Source organism: Janthinobacterium pasteuri (assembly GCF_051380775.1).
Classification (GTDB): domain Bacteria; phylum Pseudomonadota; class Gammaproteobacteria; order Burkholderiales; family Burkholderiaceae_D; genus Janthinobacterium.
This window is the reverse complement of the sequence record NZ_JBNYXS010000009.1, coordinates 151,650-167,601: the sequence shown is the minus strand read 5'-3', so window position 1 is coordinate 167,601 and position 15,952 is coordinate 151,650. Positions and strand designations below refer to the sequence as shown.

The following is a 15,952-nucleotide window of genomic DNA, read 5'->3' as shown; positions in this document are numbered from 1 at the left end:
CTAAAAACCTATTTTGTAAGATTGATATTTGCGGTGTGCAATAGTAGTTGATTTGTCCAGTTTTTGGGTGACTACCTTTCTTTTTGTTTGGTAATTTCGGGGGATATAGCGGTCAGTGTGGCGGCTTGGGCATTGTTCCAGCTCGTTTTCCACGCCTTGGTGCTGCTCTCGCTCCCTCGATGAGCAGGTCGTCCGTTCGGTGCCGGCCATGCGCGTAGCCGCGCCACCAAAGCGATTGAGCAACCATATTTCCTTGAGTTCGGTTTTGAGCAAATAGACGGTAGACAGAGGGGCGTTGGCCGCGAGCAGTTCGTTGAGTTTGATAGCATGTTCATCATCGAGGTTAAGGTGTTCTAACCGCTGTTGGTCAATGGCCTTGATCGTGTGCCAGTGCAGGCCTGTCAATTGGGAAACGTGTTTGATTGGCAGCAGTTGTACCAGCGCCTCGACCCAGATGCGAACGCGGTGGGTCATGCGCGATCGCCGGTCCAGCCAAGCGATATGCTCGGTGACGCGAGCATCGCAGTGGTGGCAGTCCAGGCGTCGGATTGGCACCCTTAGCCAAACCCGCCGATCCAAAATATCCCGGTCCCGTATGGGCCGCCAGCGCCGTTCATGCACCAGCGCACAGGGCTGGCGACAACTACCGCAAAGAGCGTCGGCATTCGGGCAGGCATTGAGAACGATGAGCAGCGAATCATCGTCTTGTCCGACGACGGAATCGACAAGATACCCTTCCCAACATGGAAGGGACGACATAACATTGAGCATGGCGGCGAGGGTGGTAAGGTAATTGTTTTGTTTGGCGACATCAATTTACCAATTCAAAACCCTCGCTGCCCCCCCCCTTCCAGCAAAAACGTCAAGCCCATCTTCCCCCACCAAACGCGAAGAACCAAAAAAAAGCCCGCTACGGGAGCGGGCTGAATCTATTTCCTTGGAGGAGATAGAGGAGACAGATGTATCTTGCGGCATTGCGGCATATCACGCCACTTTATATTCATGATGATAGAAATACCTGTCAGTGATAATGAGGCGACATCAGGGTTTCAAGCCGTGCGATGCGTGGCCAGCGGCAAGAATTCCAGCAACCACACCAGCAAGGCCAGGCCCGGAAATGCCATGCCTGTCAGCAAGGTCGCTGGCCAGCCGTAGCTGGCGTACACCCAGGCGCCGATAGCCGAGCCGGCCGCGCCGCCGGCAAAGAACAGCGCGAAATACAAGCCGTTCAGGCGGCCCCGCACTTCCGCGCCCAGGCTGAAGATGGCGCGCTGGCCCAGTACCAGATTCGCCGCCACCCCCATGTCGAGCACGATGGATGCCACCACCAGCAAGCCCAGCGCCAAGTGCTTCGATGTTGGTGCGAACATGGGTAAGGCAAAGGCGACGATGCCCAGCGCCAGCGCGGCAGCCGTGGCCGGCAAAGTGTGGCCGGCATCGGCCAGGCGGCCCGCGATGGGCGAGGCAACGGCGCCCGCCATGCCCACCAGGGCAAAGATGGCGATGCCCGTTTGCGACAGGCCGAATGCGGAACTGGCCAGCACCAACGGCGTGACGGTCCAGAACAGGCTGAAGGCGCCAAACAGGCCCGCATGGTAGGCGGCGCGGCGGCGCAGCACGGGCGTGCCCAGCAGCAAGTGCCACAGCGAAGCCATCAGGGCCGGATAGCGCATGTCCGACACCGGCTGACGCACGGGCAAGACGCGGCGCAGGACAGCTGCCAGGCCAGCATCAACACGGCAGCGCCGCCAAACACCACGTGCCAGCTGGCGTGCGCGGCCACCAGCGAGGCCACGGGACGGGCCAGCATGATACCCAGCAACAAGCCACTGACCACCTTGCCCACGGTTTGTCCCCGCGTCGCTTCCTGCGACAGGTGGGCGGCAAACGGCACGATCACTTGCGCCGCCACGGAGCCGAGGCCGATGGCCAGCGCAGCGGCCAGGAACACTACGGCGCCCGTGGCGAGGGCCGCCGCCACCAGGGCCGTGGCCGTCACCAGCAAGGCCGTGATGATCAGGCGCCGGTTTTCCAGCAAGTCGCCCAGCGGCACGACAAACAGCAGGCCCAGCGTATACCCTACCTGCGTCAGGGTGACGATCAGCCCGGCCGCCTTGGCCGACAGGCCCGTCGAAGCGCTGATGGGCCCGACCAGGGTTTGCGCGTAATACAGATTGGCGACGATCAGGCCGGAAGCGATGGCCAGCAGCAGCACCATGGCGGGCGCAATGTCGTGGGGAGCAGAAGATGAGGCCTTGTTCATGTTGTTTCCTCGGTTCGATAGGGATGTGGCCATTCTAGGCAAAACCGGGGCAAAGATAATTAGGGCATAATCTACTTACACTTTTCACATAAGATGAACAATCGCGATGGACAAGATCAAGGCCATGCAAACCTTCGTGCGCATCGTCGAAGCCAACAGTTTTTCCAAGGCGGCCGAGACCTTGAATTTGCCACGCGCCGCGCTGACGGCCACCCTGCAAAAGCTGGAAGCCTACCTGGGCACGCAATTGCTGCAGCGAACCACCCGCCGTTTGTCCCTGACGCCGGAGGGCGCCGAGTACTTTCGCCACTGCATCGATATCCTGAAGGCCGTCGACATGGCGGAACTGGCGTTCCGTGGCCCCGACGCGACAAAACCGCGCGGCTTGCTACGCATCAACCTGCCCAATACGGTGGGACGACGCCTCGTCATGCCCCATATCGCACAATTCCACGCCGCCTGGCCGGATGTGCAATTGCAGCTGAGCCTGACGGACCGCCTGGTCGACCTGACGCAGGAAGGCATCGATTGCGCCTTGCGCGTGGGCACCTTGCAAGATTCCGCCTTCATCGGCAAACAGGTCGGCCTGATGCGCTTTGTCACCTGCGCGTCCCCTGCTTACCTGGCACGGCATGGCACGCCGCAGACCCTGGCCGACCTGGCTACGCACCAGGGCATCATGCATTACTCGGGCCGCACGGGACGCGCCTTCGACTGGGATTTCTTGCATGGCAAGGAAGTGCTGCGCGTGCAGATGGCCGGCCCCATCGCCGTCAACGATGCCGACGCCAGCGTCGCCTGCGCGCTGCAGGGACTGGGCCTGGCGCAATCGGCCTTGTACCAGGTGCGCGAGCACCTCGACAGCGGCGCGCTGGTCGCCGTGCTGACAGATCACCCGCCGACGCCCATGCCCATGTCGCTGCTGACGCCGCAAGGGCGGCTGGCCACGCCCAAGCTGCAGGCGTTTGCCAGCTGGATCACGGCACTGCTGGCTTCCCAGCCCGACGTACAAGCGCACGTGCACAAAATCTGAACCAAAAAAAAGCCCGCTACGAGAGCGGGCTGAATCTATTTTCTTGGAGGAGAATAGAGGAGACGAGTGAATTATGCTGCATCGCGGCATATTGATCCAATTGATTGTTGGAATGATAGAAATACGCCAAACAGATAACTGATCGGGGCGAAAAAAAACCGGCTCCGCCAGGAACCGGCTTTTTACTGCGTGAAAAGCCTTACTTCGCTGCCGTCACCGGCGTCGCCTTGGTATCCGCGCCATATGGCAAGACCTTGGATGCCATGCGGGTATCGGCCTTGATCAGCGCCACTTCGTCGGCCAGGATGCGCGCCGCTTCGTTCAGCAGCACGTCTTTGGCGCTCTTGGCGGCCGTTTCGGCGTCCAGCTCGGCGCTCAGGGCCCGCTCGTCGCCCTGCAAGCCGTCGTCGGTGCGCAAGGCACCCTTCACGGCGGCGATCTGCTTGGCCGTCTTGCTGGCCGCTTTCGTGCCTTTCAGCACGTCTTTCGGATCGGGAATCACGACCAGGTCGTCGGCAGGATTCGAAATCTGCGCGATCAGGCGCTTTTCACGGGCTTTGGCGCGCGCTTCCTGGGCATCGCGCTCCTTGCGGCGCACGGTTTCATTGAGCGAAATCTGGTTTTCCTTTCGCTGCTTGACGACGAGGGCGATGTCATCGAGCAAGTACTGGAAATCCTTGTCCTTGGCCACGCGCGCTTCATGTTTCTTGTCCAGCAGCGGCACGATGTCTTTCAGGTCGCCCGTCGGCATGTATTGCGCCGGCTTGATGGCCACCCATGGCAGGGCATTGTCATAGCTCGATTCGCCGAAGTTCTCCGTGTCCGACATGGCTGGCAGCTTGATGTCAGGCGTGACGCCGCGCAACTGCGTGGTGCCGCCATTGATGCGGAAGAACTGAGCGATGGTCATTTTCAGCTCGCCGAAGCGGGCTTTCTCACTGCCGCCGAAACGGTCGAGGTTAAACAGAGTCTGCACCGTGCCCTTGCCGAAGCTGCCCTCGCCGATGATGACGCCACGGCCATAGTCCTGCACGGCGGCGGCGAAAATCTCGGACGCGGAAGCCGAGCCGCGATTGATCAGCACGCCCATCGGGCCATCCCAGGCCAGACCGGCATTGGTGTCGCTTTCCACGTCGACCTTGCCTTCGGCATTGCGCTGCATCACGACCGGGCCCTTGTCGATGAACAGGCCCGTCAGTTCGACGGCTTCGTTCAGCGAACCGCCGCCGTTGTTGCGCAAGTCGATCAGCACGTTGTCGACCTTGTCCTTCTTCAACTCGACCAGCAAACGGCTGACGTCGCGCGTGGCGCTTTTAAAGTCTTTGTCGCCACGGCGGCGCGCTTCGAAATCCTGGTAGAACGTTGGCAGGGAAATCACGCCGATGCGGCGCTTGACGCCGTTTTCCCGCACTTCGATGATCGATTTCTTCGCCGCCTGCTCTTCCATGCTGATTTTCTTGCGCACCAGCGGCAAGACCAGGTGCTTGGCGTCCGGGCCGGCGTCGGCCGGCAGGATATCGAGGCGCACCACGGAATCCTTGGCGCCGCGGATCAGCTGCACCACGTCATCGATACGCATGCCCAGCACTTCGGTGATGGGGCCGCTTTCGCCCTGCCCCACGCCGACGATGCGGTCGCCCACTTTCAGCTTGCCCGACAAACCGGCCGGGCTGCCCGGCACAACTTCGCGCACCACCGTGTATTCATCGCGCGTCTGCAGCACGGCGCCGATGCCTTCGAGCGACAGGCGCATGGCGATGTCGAAGTTATCCGAGGCACGCGGGCCCAGGTAATTGGTATGCGGTTCGATCGACATGGCGTAGGCGTTCATGAAGATCTGGAACACGTCTTCGCTGTTGAGCTTGCGCGCACGGGTCGTGTAGCTTTCATAGCGCTTGTCCAGCGTCTCGCGGATGGCCTTGTCTTCCTTGCCCGCCAGTTTCAGACGCAGCCAGTCGTTCTTGACGCGCTTGCGCCACAGGTCGCGCACTTCCTCGTCATTCTTCGGCCAGGCAGCCTTTTCGCGGTCGAGCTGATAACTCTCGTCGGCGGTGAAGTCGAACTTGGTTTTCAGCAATTCACGCGCATACGCCATGCGCTCGTCGAAACGCTGCTGGTACAGATTGTAGATGGCAAATGGCGCCGTCAGGTCTTCATTGATGATGGCGTCATCGAGCCTGGTGCGCAAGGGGGCGAAGCGGTCGATGTCGGCTTGCACGAAGAACAGTTTTTCCGCGTCCAGTGACTTGAAGTAACGGTCGAAGATTTTCTCCGACATGGCGTCGTCGAGCGGCATGGCTTTGTAATGGACGCGCGTCAGGACGCGCGATGCCCACAAGGCGGCCTGCGTTTGCTGGGCCAGCGGCTTCATGGTGAGCGGAGGAGCGGCGCTCTTGTCCGTCTGGGCTGCGCCAGCGTGGGCTGACAGGGCAAGCACCAGGGTGACCAGCATCATTTGCTTCTTCATCGGCTTCTCCGAAAATTAGTTAAATCAATTCCAGGCGGCGCAGCTATGCATGCGCCAGCCAGCAAGACAGTAAGGGGAATACACGACTGGTCTGCATATTATTCTACAGGATACGGCCTGGCAGTCTCCCATGGAATATCAGTTTCTTCCTGGAAGCTTAAACGCGGGTTAAAGGCGGCGTCCCATTCATTACAAAGTGAAACATTCGTGACAAAAATCGCATCGCCCTGCATTGATGAATACACAAACTCACCATTGAAATCAAAAAACGTCAATGGGCTGATGTTGCAATCCTTGATGCAGATGATGTTTTTATACGAAAAAATAATTCCAGCGGGAAACACTTAGTAACAAAACGCAAGAAACATGCTATCATCGTACCCTGAAATTTTGCTTGCCTGTGCACGGCTCCCAAGCTGGCACGCCCCCGTTTCAAGCGCATTCCCCTACCAGATCCCCTGCCTGTCATGTCATGACCAGGAATGGCCGAGCTGATTACCCTTTGCCAGACTCAAACTATGCCTACAATTTCGTTCTCCCCCCGCCACTGGAGTGTCGGCGGCAAAATTACCGTCTTCACGTTTGCCCTGGTCAGCCTGATCCTCGCCAGCCTGACTGCCATGATGAGCATCAATACCTCGCGCGTGCTGGAACAGCGCGCCGAAGCGGCAGTCACCAGCGAACTCAATAGCGTCATGACGACCACGGAGGTATTCCATACGGCCATGGTCAACGAGGCGGCCAGCTTCGCCCGCCTGTTCGCGGCGGAATTTCCCGGCCCGTTCACGGTCGATACTGGCGCCATGGTGGCCGTGGCCGGCAAGGCCACGCCGGCCCTGGCCAATGGCGGCAAGGTGCTCAACCTCGACACGGCCCTGGTCGACCGCTACACGGCCCAGACGGGCGTGATCGCCACCATTTTTGCCGCCAACGGCGATGAATTCGTGCGCATCAGCACCTCGCTGAAAAAGCAGGATGGCGAACGGGCCATCGGCACGCAGCTCGACCACAACCACCCCAGCTATGCACCCCTGCGCGCGGGCCAGCGCTTCGTCGGCATGGCCACTTTGTTTGGCAAGCAATACATCACCCAGTACGACCCCGTGCGCGATGCGGGCGGCAAGGTGGTGGGCGTGCTGTTCATCGGCCTCGATATCAGCAAGAATCTGGCCATGCTGAAAGAAAAGATTCGCCAGGTCAAGATCGGCCAGACGGGCTACATCTATATCGTCGACACGGCCCCCGGCGCCAATTACGGCCACCTGGTGCTGCACCCGAACAGCGAAGGCAAGAGCGCGCTCGACTTCAAGGCCAGCGACGGTCGCCTGTTCATCCAGGAAATGCTGGCACAAAAAAATGGCGCCATACGCTACACCTGGACGGCGCCAGGCGAAACGGGCGCCAGCGCACGCGAAAAGCAGCTGTATTATCGTCAATTCAAGGATTGGCAATGGATCATCGCGGGCGGCACGTTCACGGACGAAATCACCGTGGAAGCGCGCCAGCTGCGCAACCAGCTGGCCATTTCCGGCTTCATCGCCCTGCTCGTCTTCGCCCTGCTGCTGTACTGGCTGGTGCGCGCGCTCGTGTCGCGCCCGCTGGCCGCCGCCGAAACGGCCGCCGCACAAATCGCCGCCGGCGACCTGACGGTGCACCTCGATACCAATAGCCACGACGAAATCGGCCGCCTGCTGCGCGCCATGAACCGCATCAGCGACAACTTGTCGCAAGTGGTCAGCAACGTGCGCGGCAGCGCCGGACAAATCGCCACGGCGTCCGGTGAAATTGCCAGCGGCAATCTGGATTTGTCGAGCCGCACGGAACAGCAAGCCAGCTCGCTGGAAGAAACGGCCGCCTCGATGGAAGAACTGAGTTCCACCGTACGGCAGAACGTCGATCACGCGCAACAGGCAAGCCGGCTGGCGCACGCATCGTCCGGCCTGGCAGCCGAAGGCGGCGCGGCCGTGGCGCAGGTGGCCAGCACCATGGACGCCATCCGCAGCTCGTCGGGCAAGATCGCCGACATCATCAGCGTCATCGACGGCATCGCCTTCCAGACCAATATCCTGGCCTTGAACGCAGCCGTGGAAGCGGCGCGGGCCGGCGAACAGGGGCGCGGCTTTGCCGTCGTCGCCACCGAGGTGCGCACCCTGGCGCAGCGCTCGACGGCCGCCGCGAAAGACATCAAGGACTTGATCCAGGCGTCCGCCGGCACGGTGGACCTGGGCCATGCGCAAGTGAGCCAGGCCAGCGCCACCATGGATACCGTGGTGTCGAGCGTGCAGCAAGTGAGCACCATCATGGCCGAGATCGCGCAGGCGAGCGACGAGCAGCGCAGCGGCATCGAGCAAGTCAACCAGGCCATCGCCCAGATGGACCAGGTGACCCAGCAGAACGCGGCCCTGGTGGAAGAAGCGGCCGCGGCCGCCGACGCCTTGCAGGAGCAGGCGCAGGAGCTGAACCAGGTGGTGGGTGTGTTCAAGCTGTAAGGTCATGCCTGGTGCTAAGATGGGGACGAATCCACCTTGCCAGGAGACGCGATGCACGACGACTACGTTTTGATAGCCCGATTGATGATACCCACGGATGCGCACGTCATCCGCGGCTGCCTGGCAGCGGCCGGCATCGACGTGCTGCTGACGGACGACCAGCATATGCAGGCCGACATGCTGCTGGCGGCCGCCATCGGCGGCGCCCGCGTGATGGTGCGTGAACACGATGTGGCGCGCGCCAATGAAATACTGGCCGCCTTCGAACGGGGCGATCTGGCCTTGTCAGATGATGCGGACGTGGGCGCGCCCGTCGCCGAGTAAGCCTACGAGTAGAAACAGCGCCCGCACGCCTGGCGGTAACTCTCGTTGCCGCCAATACTGATCTGCTCGCCTTCCTTGATGCGGCGGCCCTGCTCGTCCACGCGGATGTTCATCGTGGCCTTCTTGCCGCAAGTACAGATATTCTTCAATTCCTCGATATCGTCGGCCAGCGCCAGCAGATAGGCCGAGCCGGGAAATGGTTCGCCCTTGAAATCCGTGCGCAAGCCATAACAGATGACGGGCACGCCCTTCACCTGCGCCAGCTGGTGCAGCTGCTGCACCTGTGCCGTGCTGAGAAATTGCGCTTCATCTACCAGCAAACAAGCCACCCGAGGAATATCGTTGAGGAAATTCGTGTCGGCATGGAAGATATCGACCTGGCGCTGCGGGCCCAGGCGCGAAGTGACGCGGCCCACGCCATAACGGCTGTCGATGGCTGCCGTGTACAGGCGCACCTGCTGGCCCTGCTCTTCATAGTTGTGCGCGACTTGCAACAAGGCCGTCGACTTGCCCGCGTTCATCGCGGAATACCGGAAATAAAGTTTTGCCACTGCCGCCTGCCCTGTTCGTCTGGTTTTTCAAAGATACTGTTTAGTACCTTTTCGAGGCGTGATTATAAATCGCAATGATGGGCTTGCGGCAGCTTAATGCGCGTGTCTTTGGCGCGGCAAGCGGGCTAAAAACGGCGCATACTCGCATCGCGCACGCTGTAGCCGCACTACAGCCGATATGCGCAGCGCGCATATGCAAGCATGGAAACATTCGTTCGCCACACTCGTCCCGCCGCCTACACTGCGCGGCACGGAAGGCGGCTCGGGACACAATCCGGAGCGGCTGTTTCTCTGACAGGAGCCACCATGAATGATCGAATGCCATCCCCATCCCCATCCCAGCCGCCAGCGCTATACACGCTGATCGGCAATACCCCACTGGTCGAAGTGACCAGGCTCGATACGGGCCTGTGCCAGCTGTTCCTGAAACTGGAATCGCAAAATCCCGGCGGTTCCATCAAGGACCGCATCGGCCTGTCCATCATCGAAGCGGCCGAAGCCGACGGCCGCTTGCAGCCGGGCGGTACCATCATCGAGGCCACCGCCGGTAACACGGGCATCGGCCTGGCCCTGGTGGGACGCATCAAGGGCTACCGCGTGATTCTGGTCGTGCCCGACAAGATGTCGACGGAAAAAGTGCTGCACTTGAAAGCCCTGGGCGCGGAAGTGCACACCACGCGCTCGGACGTGGGCAAGGGTCATCCAGAGTACTACCAGGATTACGCGGCGCGCCTGGCGCGCGACCTGCCGGGCGCCTTCTTCGCCGACCAGTTCAACAATCCCGCCAATCCACTGGCCCACGAAACGACGACGGCCCCCGAAATCTGGGAGCAAAGCGGGCATGACGTGGACGCCATCGTCGTCGGCGTTGGCTCGTCCGGCACCCTGACAGGGCTGACGCGCTATTTCCGCAAAGCGCAGCCGAAACTGGCATTCGTGCTGGCCGACCCGCAAGGCTCCATCCTCACCGAATACATCGATACGGGCAAAGTGAGCGCTACGAGCGGCTCGTGGGCCGTCGAAGGCATAGGCGAGGATTTCATTCCGTCCATCGCCGACATGGACAGCGTCATGAAGGCCTACACCATCACGGACCAGGAAAGCTTCGATAGCGCGCGTGCCCTCTTGCGCGCCGAAGGCATTTTAGGTGGCTCGTCGACCGGCACCCTGCTGGCCGCCGCCCTCAAGTACTGCCGCGAACAGACGAGCCCCAAGCGCGTCGTCACCTTCGTCTGCGACACGGGTACGCGCTACCTGTCAAAAGTCTACAACGATGGCTGGATGCGCGACCAGGGCTTGTTGCAGCGGGCCGCGTCGGGCGACTTGCGCGACCTGATCGGGCGCCGCTACGACGAGGGCGACGTCGTCAGCGTGGCGCCGGGCGACACCCTGCTCACCGCCTTCAACCGCATGCGCGCCAGCGACCTGGCGCAGCTGCCCGTCATCGATAGCGGCCAGCTGGTCGGCATCCTCGACGAATCTGACTTGCTGCTGCACGTCGCCGGCGACGCCGCCCATTTCGCCTCGCTGGTGGGCGCCACCATGACGACGCAGCTCGAAACGCTGGCGCCGTCAAGCGGCTTGCCCGCCCTGCGCGCCACCCTGGACCGGGGCTTGACGGCCGTCGTCGCCGACGATACCGCCTTTTATGGCCTGATCACCCGCTTCGACCTTCTCAACCACTTACGCAGGACACTATCTTGAGCAAAGAAACTCTCCGCAAGAGCCACCTCGCCACGCGCGTCATCCACGCCGGCCAGTCGCCCGACCCGTCGACGGGTGCCATCATGCCGCCCATTTACGCCACCTCCACCTTCGTGCAGGACAGCCCCGGCGTGCACAAGGGCCTCGATTACGGCCGCTCGCACAATCCCACGCGCTGGGCGCTTGAGCGCTGCGTAGCCGACCTGGAAGGCGGCAGCGCAGCCTTCGCTTTTGCCTCGGGCCTGGCCGCCATCTCCTCCGTGCTGGAATTGCTGGATGCGGGCAGCCATATCGTCGCCGGTGACGATATGTACGGTGGCACCTACCGCTTGTTCGAGCGCGTGCGCCGGCGCTCGGCCGGCCACCAATTTACCTATGTCGACCTGACGAATCCGGAAAACCTGCTGGCCGCGCTGCGCCCGGAAACGAAGATGGTGTGGGTGGAAACGCCCACCAACCCGATGCTGAAACTGGCCGACTTGCGGGCGATTGCCGACATCTGCCGCGCACGGGGCATCATCGCCGTGGCCGACAACACCTTCGCCAGCCCGCTGGTGCAGCGCCCGCTGGAACACGGCTTCGATATCGTCGTGCACTCGACCACCAAGTATCTGAACGGCCACTCGGACATCATCGGCGGCATCGCCATCGTGGGCGCAGAAGAACGCCAGGCGGAATGGCGCGAGCAGCTGGGTTTTCTGCAAAATTCGGTGGGCGCGATTGCCGGGCCGTTCGACAGCTTCCTCGCCTTGCGCGGCGTAAAAACCCTGGCCATCCGCATGCAGCGCCATTGCGAAAGCGCCCTGGCGCTGGCGCAGTGGCTGGAGCAGCAGAAAGAAGTCAAACACGTGTTTTATCCGGGCCTGGCCTCGCACCCGCAGCACGCGCTGGCGCAGCGCCAGATGGAGGGTTTCGGCGGCATCATCTCGATCGAACTCGATACGGATTTGGCCGGCGCGCGGCGTTTTCTGGAGCGTTGCGAAGTGTTCGCCCTGGCCGAAAGCCTGGGCGGCGTGGAAAGCCTGATCGAGCATCCTGCCCTGATGACGCATGCCAGCATTCCCGCCGAACAGCGGGCAAGACTGGGCATCGGCGATGGCTTGATCCGGCTGTCCGTGGGCATCGAAGACATCGAAGACCTGCGCCATGACTTGCGCACGGCGCTGGACGCCATTTGATCGGCCCAGCTGCTATTGTCCAGGATGGTAGCGGCGCTCCAGGTGCTGCTCCAGCTGCTCAGGATAAAACAGCACATCCTTGAACTCACCGCGCGCAGGGTTGCCTGGTCCTGGAAGTGCAGCCAGCGCACCCCGGTTGCCCGACACGTAAGGCGCGGCGAGCCGGCATTAACTACGCCAGTAATCAGGATGCGTCGATCAGCGTTGCGATACGCTGGTTGAGTTCCACATTTTCCGCCTGCAGCTGCGCCACCCGCTGTTTCAGGCTGGCGATCTCGCCGCGCAAGCGCTCCGCTTCGGACGGCGCACTGGACGCGTTCTCGGCCCACGGCTCGTTGCCCGTCTCCGGCGTGTCCTGAGATACATGCACCTTCGGCTCGCGCGGCGTGCGCGTGGCGGCGCGCTGTTCGCGGATTTCCTTGGCCGCCTGGCGCAACAGTTTTTTACCACCGGCGACGGCTGCCACCTGCTCTTCCGGCGGCAGGGACGCCACGGTGGCTGCCGCATTGATGGAAATCGTGCCCGAGCGGACCGCTTCCACCAGTTCCGGCGAGGCCGCCTTCTGGATCTTCTCGATCTGGCTGATCTGATTGCTGCTCAATCGCGCCGCCTTGGCCACCTCTTCGCGCGTGCTCATGGCCGGTTTTGGCGCGTTTTCGCCGTCCGGCGCATCTTGGGCGCTAACGGGAGCCGGGCTGCGCGCGGCGACGATTTCCTTCTTGCGCAGGGCCAGCACGCCGCGCTGGAAGTCCGACACGCTGCGGCGCGCCAGGTGATTATCGATCATCCACAGCATGACGTCGTCGAGCGACGTAAAACTGGTGTTCTGAATGGTCTTGAATTCGATGCCGTGCTGGCGGCAGATGTCGTAGCGGTTATGCCCGTCGATCAGCACGTCGTTCCACAGCACCAGCGCGTCGCGGCAGCCTTCGGCCAGCAGGCTGCGCTCGAGCGCCGCGTATTCGCTGGCGGTGAGCGGGTCGATATACGACTGCAGCACCTGATTGATAGTGATATTCATGGTTGTCCTCAATATTGCGGCGCGATGGTCCGCGCCGGCACGAATGCTACACCATCCACCGCCCCTGGCCGGGTAAAATCACGGCGGCACAGCTCAACCAAAAACACGGACCATGAAAAGAAAGTACGCCACCGCGATCATTTTTACCGTCGCCGCCATCGGCTTCACCTGGGTCAGCCCCTACATCGCCATGTACCGCATCAGCATCGCGGCGAAATCCGTGCGCCTTGAAAACCTGGCGCAGCAGGCCGACATGCCCGCCGTGCGCGCCAGCGTGGCGCGCCAGTTGCGGGCGGCCGGCGAAACGGCCAGCGAAGACGATTTCAAGGAAATGCTCGACACCATCGTCTCGCCGCCCGGCATCACGGTGCTGATCCTGCATGGCAAACAAGGGCCGAACGGCAAGCGCCACGACTTCGGCATGGCGTACCGCTCGTGGAACGAAGTGGTGTTGCAGCGCAGCGGCGCCGGCCCCGCCGCCAGCCAATTTTTGCTGCGTCGGCATGGCATCTGGGACTGGAAACTGACGGACATCACCTTGCCGCCAGAATTACTCTGAAGAAACTTGATCCAAAACAACACTTACTTAAGCTGCTATATTGATTTTGGGAAATATTATGTAGAATGCCAACACTTCAGGCGCACCGGGTCGCCAGGTATCCGAGAGATTGCACGATGAAAAGAATGATGCTTCTCGCTGTAGTGGCACTGGTCGCGCTGGCCGGTGCCCTGTATGGCAGCCCATATTTCACCATGAACAAGATCCTCACGGCCACCATGGACGAAGATACACGGGCGCTGGCTGCGCAGATCGACCTGGAGCAGCTGCGCGGCAGCCTGGGGCAGCAACTGCACACTCTGTTCTCGGCGTCGGAAGTGGCCGACGATATCAGCCCCGACGTCATCCCCCCCTTGCTCGATACCATGCTGATGCCTGAAGGCATCGTCGCCTTGATGAAACTCAATGAACGCTACGAAAAGCCGATCGCCAAGGTCAGCGACATCAGCGGCCGCAAGCGCAATAGCAAGCCCGACTACAAGCTGCGCTACACGTCATGGGACAGCGTCGTGGTGCAGCGTGCCCATAGCAAGAGCCATATCGGCGAGCTGACCCTGACCCGAGACGGCCTGTGGCGCTGGAAACTGGTGTCGGTGGCGCTGCCCAAGAATCTGCTGGCCGACGCGTAAAACGGCCGCGCACTGCTATCATCTGTCCACGCATATTCATTTGGAGGCAGCATGACTGACCTGGTACACCACGCACTGGCCCATGCGGCCAAACCAGCCACCACGCCCTGGGTCGTCACCCTGATCAGCGGTGAAAAGCTGACGGGCCCCATCACCGCGCTGGCCGACGGTTGCTACGCCATCGGCCTGGGACAGATCAAGTATTTTGCCAGCGACAAGGTCGCCTGCATGAACGTGTCGGGTGCGGGCGCGTTTCCCATCTAAGCAAGCACGCGCCAGCACTGACTCACGCCGCCAGGCGCACACCTTCAGGTTGCGCGAGGTCGGGCAAGCACGCCAGCGCCGCTTTCAAGGCGGCAAAACACTGCGCGTCGATGGCCGTGCCCACCGTCTCGGCCATGATCTCGAGCGCTTTCGGGATAGGGATTGGTCCCCGATAAGGCCGGTCGGCCGTGATGGCGTCGAAAATATCGGCCGTGGTGATAATGCGCGTTTCCAGGCTGATGTCATCGGCCGTCAAGCCACGCGGATAGCCCTTGCCATCGAGCCGTTCATGGTGCGCAGCTGCCACGACAGCCAGTTCGGCAAACGCATCAATGCGTGACAGAATGGTTTCCGTATAGTGTGCGTGCTGCTGCACGGCCAGCCACTCATCCGCGTCGAGTTTGCCAGCCTTGTCCAGCACGCTATTGCTGACGCCAAGTTTCCCGACGTCATGCAGCAAGGCACCCCGCTTGAGCCAGCGACGCCGCTCCGGCGTCACACCCAAGGCTTCGGCGATCATGTCCGTATACAAGGCTACCCGGGCGCTGTGGCCGCTCGTGTACGGACTTTTCGAATCGACCACCTGGCCGAACGCGGCAGCGATGTCGTCGAGATAGTCCTCATCCACCGGCACGGAACGGTTCGCCGGTTCCAGCGCCGCCACGGCGGCCGTCAGGTCCTGCGAGCGCAACATGGACCAGAAGGCGCCCGACTGCGCCACCCGCTCGAACGCCTGCACCAGTTGCGGGTCAAACCAGTTGCCCGCGCGCTGGCGCACCTCGGCCTGGGCGGCGCGCGCGCCATCGGCCGTATGAAACACGTCGATCACCTGCGCCAGCAAGGCAATGCGCGAAAACAGGGGAATCTCCTGGCCTGCCAGTTTGTCCGGCTTACCCTGGCCGTTGTAGTGCTCGTCGAGGCTGTAAATGCCCTGTGCCACGGCTTCCGGAAAGCGCAGCAGGCGCGCGATGTCGGCGCCGCGCTGGCAGCGCGTGGCGATCAGCTCCTGCGCGATGTGCGGGCCGTCGCGCAAGATCGTCATCACGGCGCGGAAGCGCTCGGCCAGGCCGGCCTTCAGGCCCGTGTGCTTGAGGACGAATTTCAGCACTTGCGGCAGGCTGTCGCCCACAGTCTTGAAGCCTTGCTTGAAAGACAGATCATCCGTCAGGTAGAGCTCGCAGATGCGCGCGGCATTGCTGCTGCAGCCCAGGTCCTTGAGCAGCAGGGTGTAGTACAGATTCCACAAGTCTTCATCCGCCATGCCCAGTTCGCGTCCCACGTGCATGCCGATCCAGCAACAACGGATGCAATGACCTTCCGGCTGTCCCTCTGTGATGTCCAGGGCCTGGCTCAGGGCGGCGATCAGTTCGGAGAGCCGGATGCCGTCAACGACCGGCGCACTTGCGGATAAAATTATCATGGTAGAAATATAAGTTTCTAATTTGCAATAAATTACATTCTACGCGAAAT

The 15,952-nt window shown here is 61.6% G+C and carries 14 protein-coding genes and 1 pseudogene; 9 read left to right on the top strand and 6 right to left on the bottom strand.

Going from position 1 to position 15,952, the window contains the following annotated elements; genetic code table 11:
- Positions 1-621 (bottom strand): helix-turn-helix domain-containing protein, encoded by a 621-nt coding sequence (locus tag ACQ4WN_RS12065; protein WP_436551764.1) that lies wholly within the window; start codon positions 619-621, stop codon positions 1-3.
- On the opposite strand from ACQ4WN_RS12065, the gene ACQ4WN_RS12060 reads away from it, so the two are divergent.
- A complete protein-coding gene (locus ACQ4WN_RS12060) occupies positions 616-927 on the top strand; it encodes a hypothetical protein (protein ID WP_436551766.1) in 312 nt (103 codons plus the stop codon). The genes ACQ4WN_RS12065 and ACQ4WN_RS12060 overlap by 6 nt on opposite strands.
- Positions 928-1,049: 122 nt before the next feature.
- Here ACQ4WN_RS12060 and ACQ4WN_RS12055 read toward each other — a convergent pair.
- Positions 1,050-2,263 (bottom strand): annotated as a pseudogene (locus ACQ4WN_RS12055) (MFS transporter).
- 106 nt (positions 2,264-2,369) lie between these two features.
- On the opposite strand from ACQ4WN_RS12055, the gene ACQ4WN_RS12050 reads away from it, so the two are divergent.
- Positions 2,370-3,296 (top strand): LysR family transcriptional regulator, encoded by a 927-nt coding sequence (locus tag ACQ4WN_RS12050; protein ID WP_436551750.1) that lies wholly within the window; start codon positions 2,370-2,372, stop codon positions 3,294-3,296.
- 199 nt (positions 3,297-3,495) lie between these two features.
- Here ACQ4WN_RS12050 and ACQ4WN_RS12045 read toward each other — a convergent pair whose 3' ends face one another.
- Positions 3,496-5,763: a carboxy terminal-processing peptidase gene (locus ACQ4WN_RS12045; RefSeq protein WP_436551749.1), complete on the bottom strand. Its 2,268-nt coding sequence runs from the start codon at positions 5,761-5,763 to the stop codon at positions 3,496-3,498.
- Between the two features lie 518 nt (positions 5,764-6,281).
- Between ACQ4WN_RS12045 and ACQ4WN_RS12040 the strand changes: the two genes are divergently transcribed.
- Positions 6,282-8,252 (top strand): methyl-accepting chemotaxis protein, encoded by a 1,971-nt coding sequence (locus tag ACQ4WN_RS12040; protein ID WP_436551748.1) that lies wholly within the window; start codon positions 6,282-6,284, stop codon positions 8,250-8,252.
- A 51-nt stretch (positions 8,253-8,303) separates the two neighbouring features.
- Complete coding sequence (locus ACQ4WN_RS12035; RefSeq protein WP_101481782.1) at positions 8,304-8,576, top strand: putative signal transducing protein; 273 nt, start codon at positions 8,304-8,306, stop codon at positions 8,574-8,576.
- 2 nt (positions 8,577-8,578) lie between these two features.
- Here the strand turns inward: ACQ4WN_RS12035 and ACQ4WN_RS12030 are convergent, their stop codons facing one another.
- Complete coding sequence (locus tag ACQ4WN_RS12030; RefSeq protein ID WP_436551747.1) at positions 8,579-9,127, bottom strand: thymidine kinase; 549 nt, start codon at positions 9,125-9,127, stop codon at positions 8,579-8,581.
- Positions 9,128-9,433: 306 nt separating this feature from the next.
- Here ACQ4WN_RS12030 and ACQ4WN_RS12025 point away from each other — a divergent pair, with 306 nt between their 5' ends.
- The gene (locus tag ACQ4WN_RS12025; protein ID WP_436551746.1) at positions 9,434-10,831 is read left to right on the top strand and encodes a pyridoxal-phosphate dependent enzyme; all 1,398 of its coding nucleotides are present in this window, start codon (positions 9,434-9,436) and stop codon (positions 10,829-10,831) included.
- Positions 10,828-12,009 carry a trans-sulfuration enzyme family protein gene (locus ACQ4WN_RS12020; RefSeq protein WP_436551745.1) on the top strand — a complete coding sequence of 394 codons (1,182 nt, stop codon included), beginning with the start codon at positions 10,828-10,830 and terminating at the stop codon, positions 12,007-12,009. Before ACQ4WN_RS12025 ends, ACQ4WN_RS12020 begins: the two co-directional genes overlap by 4 nt.
- 184 nt (positions 12,010-12,193) lie before the next feature.
- Here ACQ4WN_RS12020 and ACQ4WN_RS12015 read toward each other — a convergent pair whose 3' ends face one another.
- Positions 12,194-13,030, bottom strand: coding sequence for a hypothetical protein (locus tag ACQ4WN_RS12015; RefSeq protein WP_436551744.1), 837 nt, complete (start codon positions 13,028-13,030; stop codon positions 12,194-12,196).
- A 112-nt stretch (positions 13,031-13,142) separates the two neighbouring features.
- Between ACQ4WN_RS12015 and ACQ4WN_RS12010 the strand changes: the two genes are divergently transcribed.
- From ACQ4WN_RS12010 to ACQ4WN_RS12000, 3 genes are all read left to right on the top strand, one after another.
- Positions 13,143-13,589: a DUF2939 domain-containing protein gene (locus ACQ4WN_RS12010; RefSeq protein WP_436551743.1), complete on the top strand. Its 447-nt coding sequence runs from the start codon at positions 13,143-13,145 to the stop codon at positions 13,587-13,589.
- A 125-nt stretch (positions 13,590-13,714) separates the two neighbouring features.
- A complete protein-coding gene (locus tag ACQ4WN_RS12005; protein WP_436551742.1) occupies positions 13,715-14,218 on the top strand; it encodes a DUF2939 domain-containing protein in 504 nt (167 codons plus the stop codon).
- A gap of 51 nt (positions 14,219-14,269) precedes the next feature.
- On the top strand, positions 14,270-14,482 hold the full coding sequence (locus ACQ4WN_RS12000) for a hypothetical protein (protein WP_436551741.1): 213 nt from the start codon (positions 14,270-14,272) through the stop codon (positions 14,480-14,482).
- A 22-nt stretch (positions 14,483-14,504) separates the two neighbouring features.
- On the opposite strand, the gene ACQ4WN_RS11995 is transcribed toward ACQ4WN_RS12000, so the two are convergent.
- A complete protein-coding gene (locus ACQ4WN_RS11995; protein WP_436551740.1) occupies positions 14,505-15,902 on the bottom strand; it encodes an HD-GYP domain-containing protein in 1,398 nt (465 codons plus the stop codon).
- Positions 15,903-15,952 lie beyond the last annotated feature (50 nt).

Coding starts and splice junctions, on each gene's coding strand:
- ACQ4WN_RS12060 (WP_436551766.1), top strand. CDS start 616: ATGCACCAGCGCACAGGGCTGGCGACAACTACCGCAAAGAGCGTCGGC.
- ACQ4WN_RS12050 (WP_436551750.1), top strand. CDS start 2,370: ATGGACAAGATCAAGGCCATGCAAACCTTCGTGCGCATCGTCGAAGCC.
- ACQ4WN_RS12045 (WP_436551749.1), bottom strand. CDS start 5,763: ATGAAGAAGCAAATGATGCTGGTCACCCTGGTGCTTGCCCTGTCAGCC.
- ACQ4WN_RS12040 (WP_436551748.1), top strand. CDS start 6,282: ATGCCTACAATTTCGTTCTCCCCCCGCCACTGGAGTGTCGGCGGCAAA.
- ACQ4WN_RS12035 (WP_101481782.1), top strand. CDS start 8,304: ATGCACGACGACTACGTTTTGATAGCCCGATTGATGATACCCACGGAT.
- ACQ4WN_RS12025 (WP_436551746.1), top strand. CDS start 9,434: ATGAATGATCGAATGCCATCCCCATCCCCATCCCAGCCGCCAGCGCTA.
- ACQ4WN_RS12015 (WP_436551744.1), bottom strand. CDS start 13,030: ATGAATATCACTATCAATCAGGTGCTGCAGTCGTATATCGACCCGCTC.
- ACQ4WN_RS12010 (WP_436551743.1), top strand. CDS start 13,143: ATGAAAAGAAAGTACGCCACCGCGATCATTTTTACCGTCGCCGCCATC.
- ACQ4WN_RS12005 (WP_436551742.1), top strand. CDS start 13,715: ATGATGCTTCTCGCTGTAGTGGCACTGGTCGCGCTGGCCGGTGCCCTG.
- ACQ4WN_RS12000 (WP_436551741.1), top strand. CDS start 14,270: ATGACTGACCTGGTACACCACGCACTGGCCCATGCGGCCAAACCAGCC.
- ACQ4WN_RS11995 (WP_436551740.1), bottom strand. CDS start 15,902: ATGATAATTTTATCCGCAAGTGCGCCGGTCGTTGACGGCATCCGGCTC.